The sequence below is a fragment of the Streptomyces sp. NPDC017890 genome, from assembly GCF_044328675.1.
In the GTDB taxonomy this organism is placed as follows: Bacteria; Actinomycetota; Actinomycetes; order Streptomycetales; family Streptomycetaceae; genus Streptomyces.
The window spans coordinates 141343-166250 of record NZ_JBIRHU010000013.1 but is presented as its reverse complement, the minus strand read 5'-3'; the positions used below and the strand labels follow the sequence as shown (position 1 = coordinate 166250).

At 73.5% G+C, this 24908-nt stretch carries 21 protein-coding genes; 4 read left to right on the top strand and 17 right to left on the bottom strand.

All coding sequences use genetic code 11. From position 1 onward, the window contains the following. Nucleotides 1-104 precede the first annotated feature (104 nt). Both purU and ACH4F2_RS19050 read right to left on the bottom strand, forming a co-directional pair. Nucleotides 105-998 carry a formyltetrahydrofolate deformylase gene (gene purU, locus ACH4F2_RS19055; RefSeq protein WP_398133863.1) on the bottom strand — a complete coding sequence of 298 codons (894 nt, stop codon included), beginning with the start codon at nucleotides 996-998 and terminating at the stop codon, nucleotides 105-107. 71 nt (nucleotides 999-1069) lie between these two features. Continuing rightward, entirely contained in the window at nucleotides 1070-1570 is a 501-nt protein-coding gene (locus ACH4F2_RS19050; RefSeq protein ID WP_398133862.1) for a hypothetical protein, read from the bottom strand. Between the two features lie 117 nt (nucleotides 1571-1687). On the opposite strand from ACH4F2_RS19050, the gene ACH4F2_RS19045 reads away from it, so the two are divergent. Beyond that, the gene (locus ACH4F2_RS19045) at nucleotides 1688-3004 is read left to right on the top strand and encodes an ABC transporter substrate-binding protein (RefSeq protein ID WP_398133861.1); all 1317 of its coding nucleotides are present in this window, start codon (nucleotides 1688-1690) and stop codon (nucleotides 3002-3004) included. Between the two features lie 68 nt (nucleotides 3005-3072). Here ACH4F2_RS19045 and ACH4F2_RS19040 read toward each other — a convergent pair whose 3' ends face one another. Together ACH4F2_RS19040 and ACH4F2_RS19035 are read right to left on the bottom strand one after the other, a co-directional pair. Next, a complete protein-coding gene (locus ACH4F2_RS19040; protein WP_398133860.1) occupies nucleotides 3073-4782 on the bottom strand; it encodes a hypothetical protein in 1710 nt (569 codons plus the stop codon). A gap of 201 nt (nucleotides 4783-4983) precedes the next feature. After that, nucleotides 4984-6369 (bottom strand): transcriptional regulator, encoded by a 1386-nt coding sequence (locus tag ACH4F2_RS19035; RefSeq protein ID WP_398133859.1) that lies wholly within the window; start codon nucleotides 6367-6369, stop codon nucleotides 4984-4986. A 292-nt stretch (nucleotides 6370-6661) separates the two neighbouring features. Here ACH4F2_RS19035 and ACH4F2_RS19030 point away from each other — a divergent pair, with 292 nt between their 5' ends. Beyond that, nucleotides 6662-7315, top strand: a complete 654-nt coding sequence (locus tag ACH4F2_RS19030; RefSeq protein ID WP_398133858.1) for a bifunctional DNA primase/polymerase — start codon at nucleotides 6662-6664, stop codon at nucleotides 7313-7315. A 220-nt stretch (nucleotides 7316-7535) separates the two neighbouring features. On the opposite strand, the gene ACH4F2_RS19025 is transcribed toward ACH4F2_RS19030, so the two are convergent. Together ACH4F2_RS19025 and ACH4F2_RS19020 are read right to left on the bottom strand one after the other, a co-directional pair. After that, complete coding sequence (locus ACH4F2_RS19025; RefSeq protein ID WP_398133857.1) at nucleotides 7536-8405, bottom strand: alpha/beta fold hydrolase; 870 nt, start codon at nucleotides 8403-8405, stop codon at nucleotides 7536-7538. A 561-nt stretch (nucleotides 8406-8966) separates the two neighbouring features. Continuing rightward, nucleotides 8967-9659 (bottom strand): metal-dependent transcriptional regulator, encoded by a 693-nt coding sequence (locus ACH4F2_RS19020; RefSeq protein ID WP_398133856.1) that lies wholly within the window; start codon nucleotides 9657-9659, stop codon nucleotides 8967-8969. Between the two features lie 209 nt (nucleotides 9660-9868). On the opposite strand from ACH4F2_RS19020, the gene ACH4F2_RS19015 reads away from it, so the two are divergent. After that, a complete protein-coding gene (locus ACH4F2_RS19015; RefSeq protein ID WP_398133855.1) occupies nucleotides 9869-10624 on the top strand; it encodes an SIS domain-containing protein in 756 nt (251 codons plus the stop codon). Nucleotides 10625-10670: 46 nt separating this feature from the next. Here the strand turns inward: ACH4F2_RS19015 and ACH4F2_RS19010 are convergent, their stop codons facing one another. From ACH4F2_RS19010 to ACH4F2_RS19000, 3 genes are all read right to left on the bottom strand, one after another. Continuing rightward, on the bottom strand, nucleotides 10671-12074 hold the full coding sequence (locus ACH4F2_RS19010) for a PAS domain-containing protein (RefSeq protein WP_398133854.1): 1404 nt from the start codon (nucleotides 12072-12074) through the stop codon (nucleotides 10671-10673). Nucleotides 12075-12229: 155 nt separating this feature from the next. Then, nucleotides 12230-12394 carry a hypothetical protein gene (locus tag ACH4F2_RS19005; protein ID WP_398133853.1) on the bottom strand — a complete coding sequence of 55 codons (165 nt, stop codon included), beginning with the start codon at nucleotides 12392-12394 and terminating at the stop codon, nucleotides 12230-12232. Between the two features lie 417 nt (nucleotides 12395-12811). Beyond that, entirely contained in the window at nucleotides 12812-13912 is a 1101-nt protein-coding gene (locus tag ACH4F2_RS19000) for a citrate synthase 2 (protein WP_398133852.1), read from the bottom strand. A gap of 246 nt (nucleotides 13913-14158) precedes the next feature. Here ACH4F2_RS19000 and pdxH point away from each other — a divergent pair, with 246 nt between their 5' ends. After that, nucleotides 14159-14863 carry a pyridoxamine 5'-phosphate oxidase gene (gene pdxH, locus ACH4F2_RS18995; protein ID WP_398133922.1) on the top strand — a complete coding sequence of 235 codons (705 nt, stop codon included), beginning with the start codon at nucleotides 14159-14161 and terminating at the stop codon, nucleotides 14861-14863. Between the two features lie 3 nt (nucleotides 14864-14866). Here the strand turns inward: pdxH and ACH4F2_RS18990 are convergent, their stop codons facing one another. From ACH4F2_RS18990 to ACH4F2_RS18955, 8 genes are all read right to left on the bottom strand, one after another. After that, the gene (locus ACH4F2_RS18990) at nucleotides 14867-15493 is read right to left on the bottom strand and encodes a TetR/AcrR family transcriptional regulator (protein WP_398133851.1); all 627 of its coding nucleotides are present in this window, start codon (nucleotides 15491-15493) and stop codon (nucleotides 14867-14869) included. Continuing rightward, nucleotides 15481-16215, bottom strand: a complete 735-nt coding sequence (locus ACH4F2_RS18985; protein ID WP_398133850.1) for an enoyl-CoA hydratase family protein — start codon at nucleotides 16213-16215, stop codon at nucleotides 15481-15483. Before ACH4F2_RS18985 ends, ACH4F2_RS18990 begins: the two co-directional genes overlap by 13 nt. Before the next feature lie 78 nt (nucleotides 16216-16293). Beyond that, on the bottom strand, nucleotides 16294-17478 hold the full coding sequence (locus tag ACH4F2_RS18980) for an acyl-CoA dehydrogenase family protein (RefSeq protein ID WP_398133849.1): 1185 nt from the start codon (nucleotides 17476-17478) through the stop codon (nucleotides 16294-16296). Between the two features lie 62 nt (nucleotides 17479-17540). Next, nucleotides 17541-19409 (bottom strand): biotin carboxylase N-terminal domain-containing protein, encoded by a 1869-nt coding sequence (locus tag ACH4F2_RS18975; RefSeq protein WP_398133848.1) that lies wholly within the window; start codon nucleotides 19407-19409, stop codon nucleotides 17541-17543. Between the two features lie 14 nt (nucleotides 19410-19423). Further along, on the bottom strand, nucleotides 19424-21022 hold the full coding sequence (locus tag ACH4F2_RS18970) for an acyl-CoA carboxylase subunit beta (RefSeq protein ID WP_398133847.1): 1599 nt from the start codon (nucleotides 21020-21022) through the stop codon (nucleotides 19424-19426). After that, a complete protein-coding gene (locus ACH4F2_RS18965; RefSeq protein WP_398133846.1) occupies nucleotides 21019-22695 on the bottom strand; it encodes an acyclic terpene utilization AtuA family protein in 1677 nt (558 codons plus the stop codon). Before ACH4F2_RS18965 ends, ACH4F2_RS18970 begins: the two co-directional genes overlap by 4 nt. After that, nucleotides 22692-23486, bottom strand: coding sequence for a TIGR03084 family metal-binding protein (locus ACH4F2_RS18960; protein ID WP_398133845.1), 795 nt, complete (start codon nucleotides 23484-23486; stop codon nucleotides 22692-22694). Before ACH4F2_RS18960 ends, ACH4F2_RS18965 begins: the two co-directional genes overlap by 4 nt. 250 nt (nucleotides 23487-23736) lie before the next feature. Beyond that, on the bottom strand, nucleotides 23737-24717 hold the full coding sequence (locus tag ACH4F2_RS18955; protein WP_398133844.1) for an EamA family transporter: 981 nt from the start codon (nucleotides 24715-24717) through the stop codon (nucleotides 23737-23739). Nucleotides 24718-24908 lie beyond the last annotated feature (191 nt).

Genomic DNA, 24908 nt, shown 5'->3' with positions numbered 1-24908 from the left:
CGGTTCCCCACACCTCCGAAGGGCGTTCACCGCACGTACTCGAGGGGCGCGGGGACCTGCGCGGGCGGCCGACGACCACCCGCGAACCAGAACCCTCCGAGCCACTAGGCGAAAACGACCGTCCGCCGCCCGTTCAGCAGAATCCGACGCTCGGCGTGCCACTTCACGGCCCGCGCCAGCGCCTGGCACTCCACGTCCCGCCCGACGGCGACCAGCTGGTCCGGCGTGACGTCGTGGCCGACCCGCTCGACCTCCTGCTCGATGATCGGCCCCTCGTCGAGGTCGGCCGTCACATAGTGCGCGGTCGCGCCGATCAGCTTCACGCCCCGCGCGTGCGCCTGGTGGTACGGCTTCGCGCCCTTGAAGCTCGGCAGGAAGGAGTGGTGGATGTTGATGATCCGGCCGCTGAGCTGCTTGCACAGATCGTCCGAGAGGACCTGCATGTAGCGGGCCAGCACGACGAGTTCGACGTTCTCCTCGCGCACGATCTCCAGGACGCGCGCCTCCGCCTCGGCCTTGGTGTCCTTCGTCACGGGGATGTGGTGGAAGGGGATGTCGTACGACCCGACGAGCTCGGCGAAGTCCGTGTGGTTGGACACCACGGCCGCGATCTCCACCGGCAGCGCGCCGATCCGGGCCCGGAAGAGCAGGTCGTTCAGGCAGTGCCCGAACCTGCTGACCATGAGCACGATGCGCATCTTCTCGTCGGCCCGGTTGATCTGCCAGTCCATGTGGAAGGCGTCACCGATCGCCGTGAAGCTGGCACGCAGCTTGTCCACCGTCACCGGGGCGTCGCCCGAGAAGTGGACGCGCATGAAGAACAGTCCCGTGTCGTGGTCGCCGAACTGCTGGCTGTCCTCGATGTTGCAGCCGGTCATGAACAGATAGCTCGACACGGCGTGCACGATGCCCTGCTTGTCGGGGCAGGACAGGGTGAGGACGTACTGGTCGGCCGGGGCGGCGGCCCGGGGGACGGCCGCGGAGGACTGCTCGTTCATGCAGGACAGGGTCCCATATCCGGGCCCTGGGACCGAGTGCCGTCCCGACAGGCGGGACCCGGACGGCGTCGTCAGACGGACCGGGTCAGCAGCCGCAGCAGCTCGAGCGTGCGCGGCTCCGTCTCCGGATCCTCGCCGTCACCGGTGGCCAGCCGCACATGCGCGTCCCGGGCCGCCCGTACCGCCTCCGGCCAGTCCGGGTGGTCGAGGTACGCGTTCACCTGCGCGTCCGGGCCCACCTGGTGCATGATCCGCAGTACGCGCAGCACGGCGCTGTCGACGAGGGCCGCCTCCTGCGAGTCGCGGAAGACCGTGCCCACGTACTTCTCGGCGGACCAGTGGTCCAGCCAGGTGTCCTCCACCAGCCGGTACACCGCGTCGGTGACGTCTCCGTAGCCGTCCACACCGGCCAGCCAGACGTTCCGCTGGAAGGCGGGGGCGGAAAGCATGTGCAGCGCGGAGCGCACCTGGCTGCGCCAGCGCCACCACGGCATGTCGTTGAGTGGCATACCGCCCATGGTGGAGGAGCGACGGCCGCGACGAGAAGAGTTCTCCGAATCTTGCACGGTCATCGATCGTACGTTCCCCTTCACTCGTGCCCCACCGGCCCCCGCAATTCACCCCCACGTCACCACGCGTTGACCGCAGGTCACTCCCAGGTTAGCCGTGTGGCGGAATCGTGCGGGTACATGACCGGCAGGCGACCCACTCGCAGCAGCTTCCTCCGCGGCCCCCGCGGGCGCGCCCGGGCCACCCGCACCGGCGCGCTGTCGGCGGGTGCGCTGGTGGCGTGCGCGTCGCTCGCCGTCGGCTGTGGCGTCGTCCCCGGTACCACGGGGGGTTCCGGGGACGACTCGATCACCGTCATGACCTGGGCGCCGCAGGACACCGGCGCGACCAACAAACCCGGCATGCCCGCCTTCGCCCGGGCCTACGCCCGCTGGATCAACGACCAGGGCGGCCTCGACGGCCGCAAGCTCAACGTCCTGACCTGCAACGACCACAACGACAGCGTGACCGCCGCGAAGTGCGCCCGCCGCGCCGTCAAGGAGAACGTGGTCGCCGTCGTCGGCTCCTACAGCCAGCACGCCGACTCCTTCCTGCCCGTACTGGAGGGCGCCGGCATCCCGTACCTCGGCGGCTACGGCCTCACCAACACGGAGTTCACCAGCCCGCTGTCCTACCCGGTCAACGGCGGCCAGCCCGCGCTGCTGGCCGGTCTCGGCAGCGCGCTCGCCGACTCCTGCGGGCCCGTCACCCTTGTCCGCCCCGACACCATCGCGGGTGATCAGCTGCCCACGCTGCTCGACTCGGGACTCACCTCCGGCGGGCACGGCCGGGCCCACGACCAGCGGGCGGCGGAGGACGCGACCGAGTACGACGGCCAGTCCGGGCAGGCGCTGGAACGGACGACCACCGACCCGGCGGAACCCGGGTGCGTGGTGCCCGTCCTCGGGGACCGCACCGGCACCTTCATGGACTCCTTCCGGCGGGCCCGCGAGGACCACCCCGAGGTGCGGACCGCGACCGTGCTCGGCAGCGTCGACCAGACCACCGTCAACGCGAGCGGCGGCGCGTCCGGGCCCTACGAGGGGGCGTACGTCACCGGCTGGTACCCGGCGGTGAGCGATCCGGCCTGGGACGGGATGAAGAAGGTGATCGCGAAGGAGGCGTTCGGTGACAACACCGTCGACGCCGCCGACGCCGGGGTGCAGACCACCTGGATCGCGTACACCGTCCTCAAGGGGGTCGTCGAGGCGCTCGGCGACGGCGAGGTCAGCGCCCACACCGTCACCGGAGCCCTCGACGACGGCCTGAAGGTCGGCACGGGCGGACTCACGCCGCCGCTTCAGTGGGAGTTCCAGGGCGAGCTGGCCTCGGTCGGCTTCCCGCGCCTGGTCAACACCGAGGTCACCCTCCAGGTCGTACGGCAGGGCCGCCTGGTCTCGGCCCGCGAGGGCGCCCTGGACACCACCCGCACCCTGCGGAACACCGACGTGACCTGAGCGAGCCGCCGGCCCGGGGCAGACCGGGGCGCGGGGCGCTGGACCGTCGGGCAGCCCGCCCGGCCGGGTCAGAGCTGCGTCGGCTGGCGTTCCGTCAGGCCGTACTGCGTGGCGATGGCGTTCCAGAGCTTGGCGGCCACGGCCTTCTCCTTGCTCGCCGTGCCGCTCGCCCGGTGGCCGGCCTGGGTCTCACTGGTGCCGCGGGCCTGGCCCTTCTTGCAGCCCTTCTTGCCTGCCGCCTGGTCGGCCCAGGCCGCGTAGTGGTTGTCGGCCGACGCCGAGGCCTGCCACGCCTTGGTGAGGGCGGTGGTCAGCTCGGTGTGCCGGGGCAGCTTGTCCACGGACAGCTGGGAGAGGCTGGTGACCAGCCCGGCGCGCTGCTTGGCGGCCTCGCGCAGGTCCTTGGCCGCCTGCGGCAGCTCCTTGCAGGACTTCACGTCGGCCACGGCGTTGATCACCGTGGTCCGGCCGCTGCCGCTCTCGGCCAGCAGCTTGTCCAGCTCCACGGCCTGCTGCCGGACCGGATCGACCGACGGCGACGCGGAGGCCGACGCGGACTCGGACGCCGGAGCCGTGGCGGACACGGTCTGGTTGGCGCCCTTGTCCTCCTCGCCACCGCCGCCGGCCATCATCGCGCCGGCGCCGACCCCGACGACGGCGATACCGACGCCCACCGCAGCGAGCAGCGGCAGACGCGACCCGGTCCGCCCGCCGCCGCGGCCACCCCGGCCGCCACCGCCGTCGTGCCCGCGCCGTCGGCCGTCACCACCGCCCGGGCCCTGCGGGGCGTACGTGGACCGGCCGCCGGGGCGCGGAGGCTGCGGCTCGTCGAAGCGGGGCATCTGCTGGGTGGACGAGGCCGGACCGTCGGCGCCCGGGGCGCCGCGGAAGAGGTTGTCGAACTCGGCGGGCGGCTGCCGCCCCTCGTCACCGCCGGGCGCGGCACCGTACGGGCCCGGGGCGGGGCCGCCGGGCACGGGCGCGATGTACTGCGTGGCCTCCGCGTCGGGGCTGGGGGTGGGCGCGGCGGGGGCGGCGGGCTGGTGGCCGGGCGCGGGCTGCGCGGAGTACTGCGGGGCCCGGCCCAGGAACTGCGTCGACTCCGCGGACGTCTGCGCGGGTCTCTCCGGAGGCAGCGCTCCCGGCGCCACGGGGGGTATGTACTGCGTCGCGCCCTCGTCCGCGGGTGCCCCGACGGGCGGCAGGTACTGGGTGACGCCCCCGTCCACGGGCATCCCGACCGGCGGCAGGTACTGGGTGGCTCCCCCGTCCACGGGCGGCAGCGGCGCGGACGGCTGGGGCGCGTGCGGCAGGCCGTGCTGCGGGTGCGCCTGGGACGCGTACGGCGGCTGCGCGCCGTAGGGGTGGCCGCCGGCCGCCGGGCCGCCGTAGGCCGGGGCCTGCGCGCCCTCGGGCGGCAGGGGGCCCGGGCCGGCCTGGGGCGGCAGGGCGCCGGGAGCCTGAGCCGGGCCGTTCTGCGCGGGCCAGGCGTGCGGAGCGGGCGGCTGGGCGGTCTCCGGGGACCCCCAGGGCTGGGCGCCGGGCGGCGTGTTCCAGCCCTGGTCCGGGGACGGTTGCTGCTGCTGCCCGGGGCCCCACGGCTGGTCCCAGGCCTGACCGCCGGGCGGCGCCGATGCGGGCACGGGCTGTCCGGCCTGCGGGCCGGCGGGTCCGCCTGCCGAGCCCGGCAGCAAGGGCTCGCCGCCGTCCGAGGGCAGCACGATGCCTTCGTGCGCTTGCCGCGCCGAGGGCTCCTCGCCCTGTCCACTCTGCGTCACCGGGACTCCTACGAATGGGGGACCTTCGGAATCGTCGGCTCACGCTACCGGGTCCCCGGAGCCCACTGCCACGCAGCACCGGGCGTCAACTCCTTCCCTGTGACCGCTGTAACAAAACCGGGCCGCGGCACGCTGTTCATGTGCGTTCCCGCTCCCCGCGCCGATGGCTGCCGACCGTACAGGCGCCCGCGGCCCGTTCGTTCACGCCGCGACCTGCAGGTCGAGCCGCGCCCCGAACTCCCTCACCACCGCCTCCTCCCGGTACGGTTCCAGCCGGGTCTGGAAGTCCTCCAGATACTCGGCGCCCCGGTTCGAGCGCAGCGTCTCGAGGAGTTCCACGGCCTTGGTCGCGGTGGTGCAGGCCTGCTCGACCTCGCGCTGCTGCACCTGCGCGGTGGCGAGCAGCACATGCCCGATGGCCCGCCTGCGCGCCCGCGACTCGGGGTGTCCGTCCAGGGACTGCCGCGCGTACCGCGCCGCCGCGTCGGCCTGTCCGAGGTCCCGGTGGCAGTGCGCCAACTCGTCGGCGAGATAGGCCTCGTCGAAGTGCGCGATCCACACCGGGTCGTCCCCGGCGTCCGGATCGGCCGTCTCCATCGCGCCGACCGCCCGCCCGGCCGCCGTGTGGGCCGCCCGTACGTCGCCGAGCAGCGCGTGGCCGCGGGCCTCGGCCGCGTGGAACATCGCCTCCGCGCGCGGTGTCACCCGTCCGCGCGCGCCCTCCTGCGCCGCACGCGCCAACTGCGCGATCTCACGCGGGTTTCCGAGCTGCGCGGCCAGATGGCTCATGGACGCGGCGAGGACGTACCCGCCGAACCCGCGGTCCCCGGCCGCCTGCGCGAGCCGCAGCGACTGGATGTAGTACCGCTGGGCGAGGCCCGGTTGCCCGGTGTCGACGGCCATGTACCCGGCCAGCTCGGTCAGTCGGGCCACCGTGGCGAACAGGTCCCGCCCGACCGCCTCCCGGTAGGAACCCGCCAGCAGACCGGACACGACGCTGTTCAGGTAGTGCACGACCACCGGGCGCACGTGCCCGCTGCCGTACTGGTGGTCCAGGTCCACCAGCGCCTGTGTCATCGCCCGGACCGCCGCCACGTCGGACTGGCCCACCCGCGGCCCGGCCGAGCGCGAGACCTGGGGATCGGGGGCGGAAATCAGCCAGTCACGGCTGGGTTCGACCAGCGCGGACGCGGCGACGGACGAGCCGGACAGGAAGTCCCGGCGCCCGACGTCACTGCGCCACAGTTCGCAGACCTGCTCGATGGCTCCCAGTACCGTCGGCGAGAACTGGAGGCCGACGCCCGACGCGAGGTTCTTGCCGTTGGCCATGCCGATCTCGTCGATCGTGACCGTGCGGCCGAGCTTGCGTCCGAGCGCCTCGGCGATGATCGCCGGTGCCCGGCCGCGCGGTTGCTGTCCGCGCAGCCAGCGGGCCACCGAGGTCTTGTCGTACCGCAGGTCGAGCCCGTGCTCGACCCCGCACATGTTGACCCGGCGGGCGAGGCCCGCGTTCGAGCAGCCCGCTTCCTGAATGAGCGCCTGCAGTCGTTCGTTCGGCTGCCGCGCGACGAGAGGCCTTGCGGCCATGGCGTACCCCCATGCGGTCTCATGCGGTTCGGTGCGGTCCCGGCGGAGGAAGAGGTTCCGCCGTGCAGATCAATGCCCCGTCGATGTGCCGACAATGCGAGACTTGCGAAGCTTGCGAGGATTGCCGGGGCGGCGGTCGGTACCGGCCCCAGACGTGGCTACCCAGCTCCCGTGACGAATCCTCCCGCGCGCCCCCACGCATGCACCCATGCGCCCCGGATGCGGAATCGATGCTCCTCCCCGCGCGCGCAACCCCCCGTAACCCCCGGTGAGCACGGGAGTTGAGTTCCACGTGGAAGAGACCATCCCCGGCACCGAAGCCGCTCAGATCCCCCAGCAGCGCGGTACGTCGCTGCTGGAGACCGCCGTACGCTATGCCGAGGAGCGCCACTGGGACGTGTTTCCCGGCACCTGGCTGGAAGCCGGTGACGGGATGCAGTGCTGTTCCTGCGCGGACCCGGCGTGCGCCGCCCCGGGCGCGCACCCGGCGCGCGAGGACTGGGCGACGCAGGCGACGGGCAGCGCGACCGTCGCCCGCCGGATGTGGCAGAAGCAGCCGACGGCGTCGATCCTGCTCCCCACGGGGCGGACGTTCGACGCGATCGACGTGCCCGAGACGGCGGGATTCCTGGCGCTGGCCCGGATGGAGCGGATGGAGCTGACGCTCGGGCCGGTGACGTTGACGCCGGACCGGCGGATGCGGTTCTTCGTCCTGCCGGGTGCCGCGGTGAAGGTGCCGGACCTGGTGCGGCGGCTGGGGTGGTCGCCGTCGTCCCTCGACCTGGCCGCGTTGGGGGAAGGCACGTATGTGGCCGCGCCGCCCACCCGGTACGGGACGCGGGGGGCTGTGCAGTGGGTGTGCCGGCCCACGCCTGCGAACCGATGGCTGCCGGACGTGGAGGAGTTGGTCTCGCCGTTGGCGTACGCCTGCGGCAGGGATCGTTAGGAGCGGGCGCCTCTTCGTCCGGGCCGGCGCGGCCCTGCTGTGCGCTCCCGTGACCGCGCCGACGACCTGACGGTGCGTCAGCGAGGGAGCCGGCTGCCGGGCCGGCTGCCGGTGCCGGTGGGCACGCGTACGGCGGGGCGGCCGCCGGACATCCTCACGGCGGCCGGCAAGGAATGACGGCCGGCAAGCGGTGACAGCCGCCGGAGAGGGTCGGCCGTGGTCAGCTTTCCCGGAGGCTGTCCAGGAAGGGCTCGATGGCAGCCCGCCACGCTTCCGGCTGGTCGTAGTGGACGAGGTGGCCGGCGTCGGCGACCTCCGCGTACTGGCCGCGCGGCAGTACACGGACCATCTCCTGCGCCTCCGCACGGCCCAGCTCGCCGTCGAGGCCGCGGACGACCAGGGCCGGGCAGCGGACCTGGGCCAGCTCCTCCCAGTGGGCGTCGTGGACCCAGGTCTCGCGGGACCTGAGCATCTGCTCCGGTTCGAAGACGGGCCGCCAGCCGTCCGGGGACTCGGCCATCACCTCGGCGTAGAAGTCGCCGCGGGCCGGGTTCGGGCGCTCCACCCACGGGTCGTCCTCGCCGAACCACTTGCGTACGTCGGCGAGCGTGGCGAAGGGGGCGGGCCAGGCGCGGAACCATTCGGCCCAGGTGTGCTGCGAGGCGCCGCCGAGGGCGGAGGCCCGCATGTCGCAGATGATCAGGCCACGGACCAGGTCGGGACGTTTCGCGGCGAGCTGCCAGGCGGTCAGCGCGCCCATGGCATGGCCGATCAGGACGGCCGGCCCGAGGCCGAGCTGCTCCAGGGCGGCTTCGAGGTCCTCGACGTAGGCCTCCCGGGTGTACGCCCGCGGGGGCTTGTCGCTGCGGCCGTGGCCACGCTGGTCGAGGGCGACGGCCCGGTGGCGGGCGGAGAGCCAGCGGGCCGTGCGGGCCCAGTGCGAGGCGCGGCCCATCAGGCCGTGCAGTAACAGCACGCCCGGGAGATCACCGGACTCGTCATGCGTCCGGTCGGTCTTGGGAGGGTCGCCGAACTCCCAGGCCGCGAGGCGTACGCCGCCCGCGCCGGTCACGTCGATGCGCCGCGCCATAGGTCCTGGCACCCCCAAGCTCCGCTCGGACCGCCCGCCCCTCCCGGGCCGGCCGGTCCTGTGAACCGTGTCCTGCCGTGCCTTGCCGTTCCTGCCGTCGCGTCCACGGCCGTTCGACGTCCGCAGGGTATCGAATGCTCATTCGAAACTACTGCCTCGGCGGGCAACACCCCTCGTTCGAGTGACACCCCTCAGGGATTGATCGCCGCCGCCGGGGGGAGATCTTCATCGGGAGGCGGACCGCTCGGGGAAAACGGTCCGAGGGGATTGACCCTGGGAGCTCGGGGCTCCGGGTCAGCACAGGGGAGGACAGGCCCCGGCGCCACACGGCGCCGGGGCCCTCTCACTCTCTCCGGCAACGCCCTCCCCCTCTCCGACCGGGGCGGCATCGCTGTCGGACCACCGCGGCCAAGAGCCCCTTACGTCATATGCCTCACGCCCCAGCCTTGCACGCGAAGCGTCCGGGCGCTGCGATTCGGCGCACTGGAATCCGGAATCGGCGCGATCGCGCGGGGGTGCGGATTCCCCCCGCGTGGCGGGAAGCCGACGCTCCGGTGCCGCTCAGCGTTTGGCGACGAACACGTGGGAGGCGACCTCCGCCTCCAGCTCGGCCGCCTCGCCACTGCTGCCCACCAGCACACCGCCCGCCGACTCGGTCACGCTCACCACCGAGCCGGGCTGCACACCCGCCCGGCGCAGCGTGTACATCAGCTGCGCGTCCGTCTGGATCGGCTCGCCGATACGGCGCACGACGACCGTCTTGCCCTCCAGACCCGGGTCCAGGTCGGCGAGCGACACCATGCCCTCGTCCAGGAACGGATCGGCGACGTCCGTCTCGCCCAGCTCCTCCAGGCCCGGGATCGGGTTGCCGTACGGCGACTCGGTCGGGTGCCGCAGCAACTCCAGCACGCGGCGCTCGACGGCCTCGCTCATCACGTGCTCCCAGCGGCACGCCTCGGCGTGCACCTGCTCCCACTCCAGCCCGATCACGTCGACGAGCAGGCACTCCGCGAGCCGGTGCTTGCGCATGACGCGGGTGGCCAGCCGACGGCCCTCCTCCGTGAGTTCCAGATGCCGGTCCGCCGCCACGGACACCAGACCGTCGCGCTCCATCCGCGCCACCGTCTGGCTGACCGTCGGGCCGCTCTGGTCGAGCCGCTCGGCGATCCGGGCGCGCATCGGGACCACACCTTCCTCCTCCAGCTCGAGGATGGTGCGGAGATACATCTCCGTGGTGTCGATCAGTCCGGACATACGTGCCCCTTGATGAGATTGCCGGAGGCTACGGCCCACCGGCGCGTGCGCTGGCCCTGCTTCCAATTCTGACGCATACCACCGACAACCGTGCCTCGCCGCGGAAACCCGGGTCCGTGCGCCCCCCACCGCCGTATTGACACCACACTGGTCCAGACCGCACGGTGATCCGCGACGCAGCCACAGCCGCCACTCCGAAGGGGCCCCGCATGAGCGACCGCAAGCCGGCCGGCCAGTTCATCGACGCGGCGATCGACCTCCTGCGACGCGTCCGCGACGAGGAGGCCGACACCATCGAGGCGGCCGGCACGCTGCTCGCCGACACCGTGCAGGGCGGCGGCCGGCTCTTCGCCTTCGGCGCCGGTCACTCCTCCCTCGCCGCCCAGGACGTCGTCTACCGCGCGGGCGGTCTCGCCCTGATGAACCTGCTCGCCGTGCCCGGTGTCGTCGGCGTCGACGTGATGCCGGCGACGCTCGGCTCCGCCCTGGAACGCGTGGACGGCCTCGCGAGCGCCGTGCTCGACTCCTCGCCGCTCCGCGAGGGCGACGCCCTGGTCGTCATCTCCCTCTCCGGGCGCAACGCCCTGCCCGTGGAGATGGCCCTGAACGCCCGCGCGCTCGGCGTGCGGGTCATCGGCGTCACCTCGGTGGCATACGCCTCCGAGACCAAGTCGCGGCACGCCTCCGGCACCTTCCTCAAGGACCACTGCGACATCGTGCTGGACTCCAAGATCGCCGTCGGCGACGCGGAGCTCACCCTCGACACCGTCCCGGCGCCCTTCGCGCCCGCCTCCACGGTCGTCACCAGCGCCCTCCTCCAGGCCGTGATGGCCACGGCGGCCGCCGCCCTCGCCGACCGCGGCATCGAACCGCCGCTGCTGCGCTCGGGCAACGTGGACGGCGGCCACGAATGGAACGGGCGGGTACTGGAGCAGTACCGGGACCGGATCTTCTACCGCCGCTGAGCGGACGCGGTCACCGCTGAGCGGGGCCGCGCGCCCGGGCACCCCGCTACCGCTTCTCCACCGCGCCGGCCAGATCCAGTGCCGTCGCGATCCGGACCGCGACATCCTCGGCGTACATCGCGTCGGACCTCTCGAACGCGCTCCGTCCCGAGCCCCGCAGAAACGTCACGACGCCCAGCGTCCGGCCCCGGCTGCGCAGCACCGCGCACAGGCCGTGCACCGTGTCCGCCGGCCACTGCCGGGCCGCCGCCCACTCGCGCACCCGCTCGGCCGGCACCGCCCGGACACCGGCACTGGCCCGCACCGAGCCCGCCCGCTCCACGCACTGCACCGCCGGATGACTCTCGCCGTAGCGCACCGGCATCCCGGTCGTCCCGGCCGGCACGCTCGGTCCCGGCGCACCGGACGGCGTGGCCGCGACCCGCACCAGCCGGACCGGCTCCGACGCGTCGGTGTCGGCTACCGCCCCGCCCACGACCCGGTCGATCAGGGCGTGGTCGGCGAACCCGGCGAGCGCGAAGTCCAGGTGGACGACCGCCGCCTCCGCCGGGTCCTCGCACTCGGCCGCCGCACGCGCCGCGCGGTGCAGCTGGTTGGCCCGGAACCGCAGCAGCGCCGCGTCCTGCTCGCCCTGCTTCGACTCCGTGACGTCCTGGAACAGCCAGCCGACCCCCAACGGCACCGGCTCCTCCGCCAGCGGCGACGCCAGCCGCACGAACCCGCTGCGCCAGCACCGGCGCCGCTCCCCCTCCGGGGTCCGCACGCTCACCCACACCTCGGCGGGCGCGGGCGGCGCGCCCTCCGCCAGCACATGCGTCAGCGCGTTCTCCAGCTCCTCCACTCCCTGGGCGAGCAGGTCACCGAGCGGCCGGCCCAGCACCGACGTACGGCCGGTGCCCAGGGCCCGCGCCGCGTGGGCGTTCACGACGGCGGGGCGCAGGTCCACGTCCACCAGCACGACGCCCCAGCTCGCGTCCTCCAGCAGGGCCTCGCTCAGCGCGATGGACCGCTCCAGGTCGATCTGCGCGTGCACCTCGCTGAACGCGCAGTACACCCCGGCGGGTCTGCCGTCGGGACCGCGTACGGCCGCCGACTGGGTGCGCACCAGCACCCGCCCGCCGTCCTTGGTCAGCAGCGCGAACTCGTGCACCTGCCGCCCCGGGGCCCGCATCGCGGACAGCAGCCGCTCCTCGACCTCGCCCGCGTCCGCCCGGCGCACGGCCCACCCGGCGAAACCCTGCCGTCCCACGGCCTCGGCCGCGGTCCAGCCCAGGATCCGCTCCGCCTCGCGGTTCCAGTGGGTGACGACACCGTCCGCGTCGAACGCGCACAAGGCGGCGTCCATCCCGTCGAGCAGCGCGGCCAGCAGGTCCGCGCCGTCCCGCTCGGGCTGTTCCGGCTCGTCCGGTCCCAGCTCGTCGGTGGTCCCACTACGCCGGGATGCACTCACCTGGACCCCCTGCAGGCTGCGTCCGCCGCACCGTACGCCGGTTCGCTCACTGGCCATCACTGGCCTTCATTCAACTCGAACGTGATGCAGCACACATCGAGTTCCCGCAAGTTCGCGGAAATCGTTGTACTGCGGAAACTCGGCATACGCCCCCGTCATGAGGGGTGCGGTGCGAGCCGCAGATCGACCCACTCGTCGCTCTCGCCGTCCAGCACGTACCGCTCCCGTTCCACGAACCCACGCGCGCGGGCGAACCGCAACCCGTCGGCGTTCGCGGCCAGCACCACGGTCTCCACCGCCCGCGCGCCGAGCCCCCGCACGTGCGCGAGACCCGCCTCGTAGAGCGCCGTGCCGATCCCACGGGCATCTGCGGCTGCTTCAGCGGAGCGACGGCTATGCGTACGGAACCCGTGCCGAGCCGGTGCGTCAGCGGCTCTGAAAAAAAGGTTGATCGAGGTGCGACGCGTTCCTAGTGTGGGCTCCACACCGAAGGGAGGTGATCCGGCGAATGTATGACAACCGGACGCGTGAGGTGGCTGCGGGCTAGCGGCCCGTCACCACACGGAGTGCGGTGCCGGACCAGTGCGTGACAGACGCGTGCAGCCGGCCCCAATCCCAGCAGTCACCCGACCCGCGAGTCGCCGGTACGTCCGGCCGGCTCCTCCTGGCGGAGGAACCAGACTCGCGGGTCGTCTGCGTTCACCGGCCCCCTTGGGGGCCGGTTCGCCTTGTCGGGGTCAGTTCGCCATGTCGGCGTAGCCCTCGATCTCGCGCGGGTCGCGGGAGCCGGGGCCGACGTAGCGGGCGGAGGGGCGGACCAGGCGGCCGGTGCGCTTCTGTTCGAGGATGTGGGCCGACCAGCCGGCCGTGCGGGCGCAGGTGAACATCGAGGTGAACATGTGCGCCGGGACCTCGGCGAAGTCCAGCACGATGGCCGCCCAGAACTCGACGTTGGTGGCCAGGACGCGGTCGGGGCGGCGGGCGTGGAGCTCGGCCAGGGCGGCCTTCTCCAGGGCTTCGGCGACCTCGAAGCGGGGGGCGCCCAGTTCGCGGGCCGTGCGGCGCAGGACGCGGGCGCGGGGGTCCTCGGCGCGGTAGACGCGGTGGCCGAAGCCCATGAGGCGTTCGCCGGCGTCCAGGGTCTTCCTGACATAGGCCTCGGCGTCGCCGGTGCGCTCGATCTCCTCGATCATGTGCAGGACGCGGGAGGGGGCGCCGCCGTGCAGCGGGCCGGACATGGCGCCCACGGCGCCGGAGAGGGCCGCCGCCACGTCCGCGCCGGTGGAGGCGATGACGCGGGCGGTGAAGGTGGACGCGTTCATGCCGTGCTCGGCGGCGGAGGTCCAGTAGGCGTCGACCGCGGCGACGTGCTTGGGGTCGGGTTCGCCGCGCCAGCGGATCATGAAGCGTTCGACCACCGACCGGGCCTTGTCGATCTCGCGCTGCGGGACCATGGGCAGGCCCTGGCCGCGGGCGGACTGGGCGACGTAGGAGAGGGCCATGACCGCGGCGCGGGCGAGGTCTGCGCGGGCCTGCCCGGCGTCGATGTCCAGGAGGGGTTTGAGGCCCCAGACCGGTGCGAGCATGGCGAGGGCCGACTGGACGTCGACGCGTATGTCACCGGAGTGGACCGGGATCGGGAAGGGTTCGGCGGGCGGCAGGCCGGGGTTGAAGGCGCCGTCGACGAGCAGGCCCCAGACGTTGCCGAAGGAGACGTGCCCGACCAGATCCTCGATGTCGACGCCGCGGTAGCGCAGCGCGCCGCCCTCCTTGTCGGGTTCGGCGATCTCCGTTTCGAACGCGACGATTCCCTCGAGCCCGGGTACGAAGTCGGACATCAGGCGGCTCCTCGTGATCGTGACGTGTGGTGACCTGTGCGGGGGGCGGTGCGGTCGCCCCGATGGATCCACGGTCGTGTCCTCGACTCGCGGTCCTGTCGGTCACCCCTGTGATGCCCCGTACGGTCGGCGGTCATCCAACCGGGCCGGGACCAAGCACGATATCCCTGAGTGCCACGTTTGGGGAGTGGTTGCGGCACTCAGTGCCACTGGGTGACGAAGGACACCGCCAGGGGCGCGGCGCGGATGCGGCAGGATGGCCGCGTGACCGACCGTGATGCCGTCTCCGCCGGCCCCGCCGGCCTTTTCGATCTCGCCTCGATGCGCAAGCAGTACCGGGCCGACGGACTTCTGGAGGACGAGCTCGCCGCGACTCCCGTCGAGCAGTTCGCGGCCTGGTTCAGGCAGGCCGCGACGGAGGGCGGGCTGTTCGAGCCGAACGCCGTGGTGGTCTCCACGGCGGACGCGGAGGGCCGGCCCAGCTCACGCACGGTGCTGCTGAAGCACTTCGACGAGCAGGGGTTCGTCTTCTACACCAACTACGACTCCCGCAAGGGACGCGACCTGGACGCGAACCCGCACGTCTCGCTGCTGTTCCCCTGGCATCCGATGGCCCGGCAGGTCATCGTGACGGGGGTCGCGCGGCGTACCGGGCGGGACGAGACCGCCGCGTACTTCCGGACCCGCCCGCACGGCTCGCAGCTGGGCGCCTGGGCGAGCGTCCAGTCCTCGGTGGTGGCGGGCCGGGAGGCCCTGGACTCCGCGTACGCCGAGCTGGCGGCGCGCTATCCGGAGGGCGAGCAGGTGCCGGTGCCGCCGCACTGGGGCGGGTTCCGGGTGGTGCCGCGGACGGTGGAGTTCTGGCAGGGGCGGGAGAACCGGCTGCACGACCGGCTGCGGTACGTGGCGGAGTCGGACGGGGAGTGGCGGGTGGAGCGGCTCAGTCCGTGAGCGTCAGTCCAGTGCCCCGTCCAGCAGCCGGGCCCACTGCTCGACGACTCGTTCCCGGCGGGCCCCGTCGTCGGTGAGGAGGTTGGCGAGGCCCAGGCCGCGGGCCATGTCGAGGAGGCCCTGGACGGTTTCGCGGGCGCCGGGGCGGGTCTCGTCGGCGCCGAGGAGGTCGACCGCCGTGCGGTGGGCCTCGCGGCCGACGCGGGCCTCCAGCTCGGTCACCCGGCCGCGCAGCTGCTCCTCGTCACAGGCGGCCACCCACAGGTGGAGGGCGGCCCGGAACAGCGGGCCGGTGTAGAGGTCGACGAGGGCGGTGACCACCGCCCGGCGGCCTGCCGCGGCCGCGCCCTGCGGGAACAGGGCGCGCAGTGCGACCGAGCGTTCCTCCGCCACGTACTCGACGGCCGCGGTGAAGAGGTCCTCGCGGGTCGGGAAGTGGTGCTGGGCGGCGCCGCGGGAGACGCCGGCGTGTTCGGCGACGACCGAGACCGTGGAGCCCGCCCAGCCGCGTTCGGCGAGGCAGGCCACGGCGGCTTCCAGGAGCCGTTGCCGGGTGGCCCGGCTGCGGTCCTGCTTGGGAACGCGCTCCGCGCGGTCGGCCGTGTTCGCGGCGCCGCTCACACCACCCATTCCGGATCCCGTCTTTCGAGGAAGGCCGTCATCCCCTCGCGGGCCTGCGGGGAGGCGAACAGCCGGGCCGAGAGCGCGGTCAGGCCGGCCGCGTCCCGGTCGAAGGCCTCCAGCACCTTAGCCGTGAGCAGCCGCTTCGTCTCGGCCAGGCCCTGTGGTGAGGCGCGGCGCACACCGTCCAGTACGGGTTCCAGTACGGCGTCCACGTCGTCGCCCGCGGCCGTGACCAGGCCGGTCCGGGCGGCCTCGGCGGCGTCGAAGCGCTCGCCGGTGAGGCAGTAGCGGGCGAGGGCGCGGGGGTCGGTGCGGGGCAGCAGGGGCAGGGAGATGACGGCGGGGGCCACACCGATGCGGACCTCGGTGAAGGCGAACGTCGACGCGGTGGACGCGGCCGCGATGTCGCAGGCGGCGAGCAGGCCGAGGCCGCCCGCGCGGACGTGCCCGGTGACGCGGGCGACGACCGGTTTGGGCAGTGCGACGATCTGCCGGAGCAGTGCGACCAGGGCGTCCGGGCCGGGCGGGTCGCGCAGGTCGGCGCCGGCGCTGAAGGTGTTGCCGGTGTGGGTGAGGACGACGGCGCGGACGCCGGTGTCCTCACCCGCTTCGGCGAGGGCTCCGGCCAGGCCGGCGACGAGGGCCGCCGAGAGGGCGTTGCGGTTGTGCGGGGAGTCGAGGGTGAGGGTCTGGACGCCGCGTTCGCGGGCGTGGCCGACCGGGCTCATGGGGGCTCCTGTCGTACGCGGCCGACGCGGCCCCCGTGGACAGCGCGGGTCAGTACGGTCAGTACGGGTCAGTACGGGTCAGTACGACTTGGGCAGGCCCAGGGTCTGGTGGGAGACGTAGTTGAGGATCATCTCCCTGCTCACGGGGGCGATGCGCGCCACGCGTGAGGCCGTTATCAGCCGGGCCAGCCCGAACTCGCGGGTGAGGCCGTTGCCGCCGAGGGTGTGCACGGCCTGGTCGACGGCCTTCACGCAGGCCTCCCCCGCCGCGTACTTGGCCATGTTGGCGGCCTCGCCGGCGCCCATGTCGTCACCGGCGTCGTAGAGGTGCGCCGCCTTCTGCATCATCAGGCGGGCCAGTTCGAGGTCGATGTGGGCCTGGGCGAGGGGGTGGGCGATGGCCTGGTGGGCGCCGATGGGGGTCTTCCAGACGGTGCGCTCGCGGGCGTAGTCGAGGGCGCGGGAGAGCGCGTAGCGGCCCATGCCGATGCCGAACGCCGCGGTCATGATGCGCTCGGGGTTGAGCCCGGCGAAGAGCTGAAGGAGACCCGCGTCCTCTCCCTGACTGCCGGAAGCGTGGGAGGGGCCCCCACCGACGAGCGCGTCGGCGGGCAGCCGTACGTCGTCGAGGGTCAGCTCGAACTGCTTCTCGACGGCGTTCAGTTCCATGTCGATCCGACGGCGCTCGAAGCCGGGTGTGTCGCGGGGGACGATGAACAGGCAGGGCTTGACCCTGCCGGTGCGGCCCTCTTCAGCAGGCACAGCCTCGGTGCGGCCGACGATGAGGGTGGCGTCGGCGATGTCGACGCCGCTGACGAAGACCTTGCGGCCGGTGAGGAGCCAGTCGGTGCCGTCACGGCGGGCGGTGGTGGTGATGCGGTGGCTGTTGGAGCCGGCGTCGGGTTCGGTGATGCCGAAGGCCATGAGGCGGGTGCCGTCGGCGAGGGACGGGAGCCAGGCCCGTTTCTGGGTCTCGGTGCCGAAGCGGGCGATGACGGTGCCGCAGATCGCCGGGGAGACGATCATCATCAGCAGGGGGTTGCCCGCGGCACCCATCTCTTCGAGGACCAGGGCGAGTTCGGTGATTCCACCGCCGCCACCGCCGTACGCCTCCGGCAGGTTGACGCCGATGTAGCCGAGCTTGGCGGCTTCCTGCCAGAAGTGCTTGTTGTCGGTGCCGGGGGTGCGGGGGTGGTTCCTGGCGAAGGTGGATACCGCTCGGCGGAGGGACGTGTGCTCTTCGGACTCGATGAGTGTGGTCACTGTGCTCCTTCGGGTGCGGGTCTCGTCGTGGCTGGTCGCGCCCACGCGGCGAAGCCGCATGTTCAATGCGGCCCCGCGCCCCTGACGGCGTCTGCCTCGACCACCGCCAGGAGGGCACCGACCTCCACTTGCTTCCCGGGCTCGGCGTCGAGGGTGGTCAGCGTGCCGGTGACCGGGGCGGTGATCCTGTGTTCCATCTTCATCGCCTCCAGCCACAGGAGGGGCTGGCCGGCCTGGACGGCCGTGCCCTCCGTCAGGCCCTCCGCGACGCGGACGACCGTGCCGGGCATGGGGGCGAGGAGGGAGCCCGGGGCGTGCTGGGCGGTGGGGTCGGGGAAGCGGGGCAGGGCGGTGAGGCGGGTGGTGCCCACGTGGATCTGGTCGCCGTAGCGGGCGACCTCGTAGCGGCGCTGTACGCCGTCGGATTCGAGGACGACGATGCGGGCGTCGGCGTGGACGACGCGTACGCCGTCGGCGGCGGGACCGGTACGGGTGTGGTGGTAGCGGACCTCGTGTTCCTCGCCCGCCATGGCGTACCGCTTGAGCTGGGGCTGTGACGGGACGTTCCGCCAGCCGCCGCCGAACCGGGAGCGGCCGTGGGCGTCGGCGAGGGCCGCGGCCAGGGGCGCGAGGGGGTCCGGGGCCGGCGACGTCAGGTCGGCCAGGTGGCGGTCGTAGAAGCCGGTGTCCATGCGGGCGGACGTGAACTCCTCGTGCCGCAGGGAGCGGACGAGCAGGTCCCGGTTGGTGACCGGGCCGTGGACCGCCGCCCGTTCCAGAGCGCCGGCGAGGCGGCGGACGGCTTCCGCGCGGGTGGGTGCGTGGGCGACGGCCTTGGCGAGCAGGGGGTCGTAGTGGACGCCGATGTCGTCGCCGTCGGTGTAGCCGGTGTCCAGGCGGATGCCGTCGGGGACGGTGAGGCGGTGCAGGCGGCCGGTCTGCGGGGCCCAGCCGCTCGCGGGGTCCTCGGCGTACAGGCGGGCCTCGACGGCGTGGCCACGCGCGGGCGGGGGCTCGGCCTCCAGGGCGTGGCCCTCGGCGATCCGGATCTGGAGGGCGACGAGGTCGACGCCGAAGACCGCCTCCGTGACGGGGTGTTCGACCTGGAGGCGGGTGTTCATCTCCAGGAAGTGCGCCCTGCCGTCGGCGACGAGGAACTCCACGGTCCCGGCGCCGACGTAACCGGCCGCGCGGGCGGCGCGGACCGCCTGCTCGTACAGGTCCTGTGTGAGTGACGCGGTCAGGCCCGGTGCGGGGGCCTCCTCGACGACCTTCTGGTGGCGGCGCTGGAGGGAGCAGTCGCGGGTGCCGAGCGCCCACACGGTGCCGTGGGTGTCGGCGAGGACCTGCACCTCGACGTGGCGGCCGTTCTCGACGTACGGCTCGACGAACACCTCGCCGTCGCCGAAGGCGCTCACGGCCTCCGCGCGGGCGGCGGTCAGTCCGGCGTCGAGGTCGGCGAGGCGCCGTACGACGCGCATGCCGCGCCCGCCGCCACCGGCCGCGGCCTTCACCAGTACCGGCAGGTCGGCCTCGGTGACGTCGGTGAGGGGCGCGATGCCCATGAGCTCCTTGGCGCGGGTCTTGGACGCCATCGCCTCGATCGCCTCCGGCGGCGGCCCGATCCAGGTCAGGCCCGCGTCGGTGACGGCGCGTGCGAAGCCGGCGTTCTCGGAGAGGAAGCCGTAGCCGGGGTGGACGGCGTCGGCGCCGGCGGCGACCGCGGCCTTCACGATCAGGTCGCCGCGCAGGTAGGTGTCGGCGGAGGCCGCGCCCGGCAGCCGTACGGCGGCGTCGGCCACGCGCGCGTGGAGGGCGTTCTCGTCGGCGTCCGAGTGCACGGCGACCGTCCGGATGCCCGACTCGCGGCAGGTGCGGAAGACGCGGCAGGCGATCTCGCCCCGGTTGGCGACGAGTACGGAAGTGATCACTGGTCCCTCACCCCTCACATTCGGAAGACGCCGAAGCCACCGCGCGCGCCCTCGTAGGGAGCGGTGTGGACGGCGGACAGGCACAGGCCGAGGACGGTGCGGGTGTCGCGCGGGTCGATGACGCCGTCGTCGTGGAGCCGCCCGGACAGGAACATCGGCAGCGACTCGGACTCGATCTGCTGCTCCACCATGGCGCGCAGCGCCGCGTCGCCCTCGTCGTCGTACGGCTGTCCCTTCGCGGCGGCCGACCGGCGGGCGACGATGGAGAGCACGCCGGCGAGTTGCTGCGGGCCCATGACGGCGGACTTGGCGCTGGGCCAGGCGAAGAGGAAGCGCGGGTCGTAGGCGCGGCCGCACATGCCGTAGTGGCCGGCGCCGTAGGAGGCGCCCAGGAGGACGGAGAGGTGCGGGACGCGGGAGTTGGAGACCGCGTTGATCATCATCGCGCCGTGCTTGATGATGCCGCCCTGCTCGTACTCCTTGCCGACCATGTAGCCGGTGGTGTTGTGGAGGAAGAGGAGCGGGATGTCGCGCTGGTTGGCGAGCTGGATGAACTGGGCGGCCTTCTGCGACTCCTCGCTGAACAGGACTCCCCGGGCGTTGGCGAGGATGCCGACCGGGTAGCCGTGCAGGCTCGCCCAGCCGGTCGTCAGGCTCGTCCCGTACAGGGGCTTGAACTCGTCGAAGTCGGAGGCGTCGACGATCCGGGCGATCACCTCGCGCGGGTCGAAGGGGGTGCGCAGGTCGCCGGGGACGATGCCGAGGAGTTCCTCGGGGTCGTACTCGGGCGGCTCGGCGAGGGGCGGGTCGGCGTACGCCTTGCGGTGGCCCAGGCGGGCGACGACGCGGCGGGCCTGGCGCAGGGCGTCCGGTTCGTCGACGGCGAAGTGGTCGGCGAGGCCGGAGGTGCGGGCGTGCATCTCGGCGCCGCCCAGCGACTCGTCGTCGCTCTCCTCGCCGGTGGCCATCTTGACCAGCGGCGGTCCGCCGAGGAAGACCTTCGCGCGCTCCTTGACCATGATCACGTGGTCGGACATGCCGGGGATGTAGGCGCCCCCGGCGGTCGAGTTGCCGAAGACGACGGCGACGGTGGGGATGCCGGCGGCGGACAGCCGGGTGAGGTCGCGGAAGATCGCGCCGCCGGGGACGAAGATCTCCTTCTGGGAGGGCAGGTCGGCGCCGCCGGACTCGACGAGGCTGATGCAGGGCAGCCGGTTGGCGAGGGCGATGTCGTTGGCGCGCAGGGCCTTCTTCAGCGACCAGGGGTTGCTGGCGCCGCCGCGCACGGTCGGGTCGTTGGCGGTGATCAGGCACTCGACGCCCTCGACGACTCCGATGCCGGTGACGAGGGAGGCGCCGACCGTGTACTCGCTCCCCCACGCCGCGAGCGGCGACAGCTCCAGGAAGGGCGTGTCGGGGTCGAGGAGCAGCTCGACGCGCTCGCGGGCGAGGAGCTTGCCGCGTCCCCGGTGCCGGGCGACGTACTCCTCGCCGCCGCCCGCGAGGGCCTTGGCGTGTTCGGCGTCCAGGTCGGCGAGCTTGGCGAGCATGGCCTCGCGGTTGGCCCGGTGGTCCGGGGCCGCCGGGTCCAGGGCGGAGGGCAGGACCGTCACAGCAGTTCCTCCGGGATGTCCAGGTGGCGGGCGCGCAGCCATTCGCCGAGCGCTTTGGCCTGCGGGTCGAAGCGGTGCTGTGCCGCGACGCCCTCGCCGAGGATGCCGTCGACGACGAAGTTGAGGGCGCGCAGGTTCGGCAGCACGTGCCGGGTGACGGGCAGGTCGCGGGCCTCGGGGACGAGTTCCCGGAACCGGTCGGCGGTCAGCTCGTGCGCGAGCCAGCGCCAGGCGTCGTCGGTCCTCACCCAGACGCCGACGTTGGCGGTGCCGCCCTTGTCGCCGCTGCGGGCGCCGGCGACGAGGCCGAGGGGGGCGCGGCGTGCGGGCCCCGGCGGGAGCGGCTCCGGCAGCGGTGGTTCCGGTACGGCGTCGAGTACGGCGGTGTCCTGGGCCGGCGGTACGTGGACCCTGCGGCCGTCGTGGAGGACCGCCACCTGGTCGACCGTGTCGTGGGCCGCGTACCCGTCCTCGAAGATGCCGTAGGGCGCGCCCTCCCCGGGGGGCGCGAGGACGTGGAAGCCGGGGTAGCTGGCGAGGGCCAGCTCGACGGCGGCGCCGCTCAGCGCCCGCCCGACGGCCTGCCGTCCGGCGTCCCGGACCACGAGCCGCAGCAGGGCGCTCGCCGTCTCCTCGGTCGGGGCGTCCGGCCGGTCGGTGCGGACCAGGTCCCAGCGGACGTCGGAGACCTTGCCCAGGGCGGGTTCCATCTGCGCCCGCACCAGCGCTGCCTTGGCCTCGATCTCCAGGCCGGTGAGGACGAAGGTGACCTCGTTGCGGAACCCGCCGAGCCGGCCGAGGCCGACTTTGAGGGTGGGCGGCGGGGCCTCGCCGCGCACGCCCTCGATCCGCACGCGGTCGGGTCCGTCCTGGGTGAGCCGTACGGTGTCCAGCCGGGCGGTGGTGTCGGGCCCCGCGTACCGGGCGCCGCCCGTCTCGTACAGCAGCTGGGCGGTCACCGTGCCGGTGTCGACGAAGCCGCCGGTGCCGTCGTGCTTGGTGATGACGCAGGTGCCGTCGGCGTGCAGCTCGGCGAGGGGGAAGCCCGGGCGGCGCACGTCGCCCGGGTGCTGGTCGAAGAACGCGTAGTTGCCGCCGGTCGCCTGCGCCCCGCATTCCAGTACGTGTCCGGCGACGACCGCGCCCGCGAGCCGGTCGTACTCCGTGGGTGCCCAGCCGAAGTGTGCGGCGGCGGGCCCGGTGACCAGGGCGGCGTCGGTGACCCGCCCGGTGACGACGACGTCGGCGCCCGCGCGCAGGCACTCGGCGATACCGAACCCGCCGAGGTAGGCGTGGGCGGTCAGGGTTCCCGGGTGGACGGCGGTGAGGTCGTCGCCCTCGACGTGCGCGACCCGTACGGGGATGCCCAGGCGGTCGGCGAGGGCGCGCACGGCGTCGGCGAGTCCGGCGGGGTTGAGCCCGCCGGCGTTGGCGACGATCTTCACGCCCCGCTCGTGGGCGAGGCCCAGGCACTCCTCCAGTTGCCGCGGGAAGGTGCGGGCGTACCCGGCGTCCGGGTTCTTCAGCCGGTCACGGCCCAGGACGATCATGGTCAGCTCGGCGAGGTAGTCGCCGGTGAGGACGTCCAGCGGGCCGCCGGTGAGCATCTCGCGCATGGCGTCGAAGCGGTCGCCGTAGAAGCCGGAGGCGTTGCCGACGCGCAGCACGGTCACCGCAGGGCTCCCTTCGGTGCCCGCCCGGCTCCCGGCGGCCCGGCGAAGGCCTGGGCGATGTCCAGCCAGCGGCCGGCGTCCGGGCCCTCGGCGCGCAGGGCGAGGTCGGCGCGGTGGGCGCGCTGGGTGGCGAGGAGGCAGAAGTCGAGGGCGGGGCCGGTGACGCGTTGCGCCGCGTCCTCGGGGCCGTAGGTCCACAGGTCCCCGCCCGGGCCGGTGAGCTCCACCCGGAACTGCTCGGCGGGCGGGGTGAGCCCGTGCGTCGCGTAGGCGAAGTCCCGGGCGCGGACTCCGATGCGGGCCACGTGCCTCAGGCGGTCGGTGGGCGGACGTGTCACACCGATGGCCTCCGCGATGTCCAGGCCGTGCGCCCAGGTCTCCATCAGCCGGGCGGTGGCCATGGAGGCGGCGGCCATGGGCGGGCCGTACCAGGGGAAGCGGGCGCCGGGGGCCGATTCGCGCAGCGCCTCGTCGAGGGCGGCGCGGCCCTTGCGCCAGGCCGCCAGCAGCTCGGCGGGGGCCTGCCGGGCGCCGTCCTCGGCGCCGTCGTCGACGTACCGGCCGGGTGCGGCGAGGGCCTGTTCCACCAGGGTGCGGAAGCCGTCCTCGTCGGTGACGGCCAGGAGCGCGGACCGGTCGGTCCAGGCGAGGTGCGCGATCTGGTGGGCGACCGTCCAGCGCGGGGCGGGGGTGGCGAGCGCCCACTGCCCGGGGCTCAGCCGGGCGACCAGCGCGTCGAGTTCCTCGCTCTCCTCACGCAGGTCGTCGATCACGGGCGTCGGGTCGGACACGGGCGCTCCCCTCGGGCACGGCGGCGTGCGGCGCGGTGTGGTGAGGAGCATGGCAGCGGCCGCGTAAGCAATCAAGCATGCTTGCATGATTTTCCGCCCGGACGGTTCGGTGACTCGGTGGCGAAGGCAGCGCGGGCGCGGGCGCGGACCTGGCGCTGCGTGCCGCGTGCTGCGTGCTGCGTGCACAAAAAAAGCGTGAACACTTTCGAGGAAAGTGTTCACGCTCCGCTCAGTTGAACGGTCGGCGGGGTCACCGCACGTCGGCCTCCGGTCCCGGCAGCTCACGCTTGCCCCGGCTGCCACGCCCCACCTGGGTCCGCACCGCGCCCATGCTGGCCGCGATGACCAGGGCGATGGCGGCGGACTGGGTGGCGGACAGGGCCTGGTCGAGGATGAGGAATCCGGCCGCCGCGGCGATGGCGGGCTCCAGGCTCATGAGGATGGCGAAGGTCGGCGCGGGCAGGCGGCGCAGGGCGAGGAGTTCGAGGGTGTAGGGCAGCACGGAGGAGAGCAGCGCGACCCCGGCGCCCAGCGCGAGCGTCGTCGGCTCGATGAGCTTGCCGCCCGACTCGGCGATGCCCAGCGGCAGGAACAGCACCGCCCCGACCGCCATCGCGAGGGCCAGCCCGTCGGCCTGCGGGAAGCGGCGGCCCGTGCGTGCGCTGAAGACGATGTACGCCGCCCACATCACGCCCGCCCCCAGTGCGAAGGCGGCACCGGCCGGGTCGAGGCTGTCGAAGCCGCCGCCGCCGAGGAGGAAGACGCCGGCCAGGGCGAGGGCGGCCCAGACGAGGTTGACCAGGCGGCGGGAGGCGAAGACGGAGAGGGCGAGCGGGCCGAGCACCTCCAGGGTGACGGCGGGGCCGAGGGGGATGCGGTCGACGGCCTGGTAGAAGAGGCCGTTCATGCCGGCCATGGCGATGCCGAAGACGACGACCGTGCCCCAGTCGGACCGGGAGTGGCCGCGCAGCCGGGGCCTGCAGACGATGAGCAGGACGACGGCGGCCACGGCCAGCCGGAGGGTCACCACGCCGAGCGCGCCGGCCCGGGGCATGAGGCTCACCGCCAGTGCGGCGCCGAACTGCACGGAGAGGCCACCGGCGAGGACCAGGCCGACCGGTCCCAGGGTGCCCCGGCCGCCCGGGGCGCCCGTCGGGGCGGAAGCAGGCCCCGGGCCCGCCACGGGTGCGGCGGCCGGGGTGGACGGGGTGGCGGCGCTGGGGGAGGTCACGGGGCCTTCCTGGGGACGTGGGCGGGAACGGAACTCCTGCCGGGCATCGCGTATCGCAGTGCGCCGACCGTTCCAGGGTAATGACCTCCGGACAGGACCGTGCAATGTTTACGCACCTGACGATGAGTCCTCGCCCCGCCCGGGTCAACCCCGTCCGCCATCCGGACCGGACACCCTCTCCCCGGCCCGGT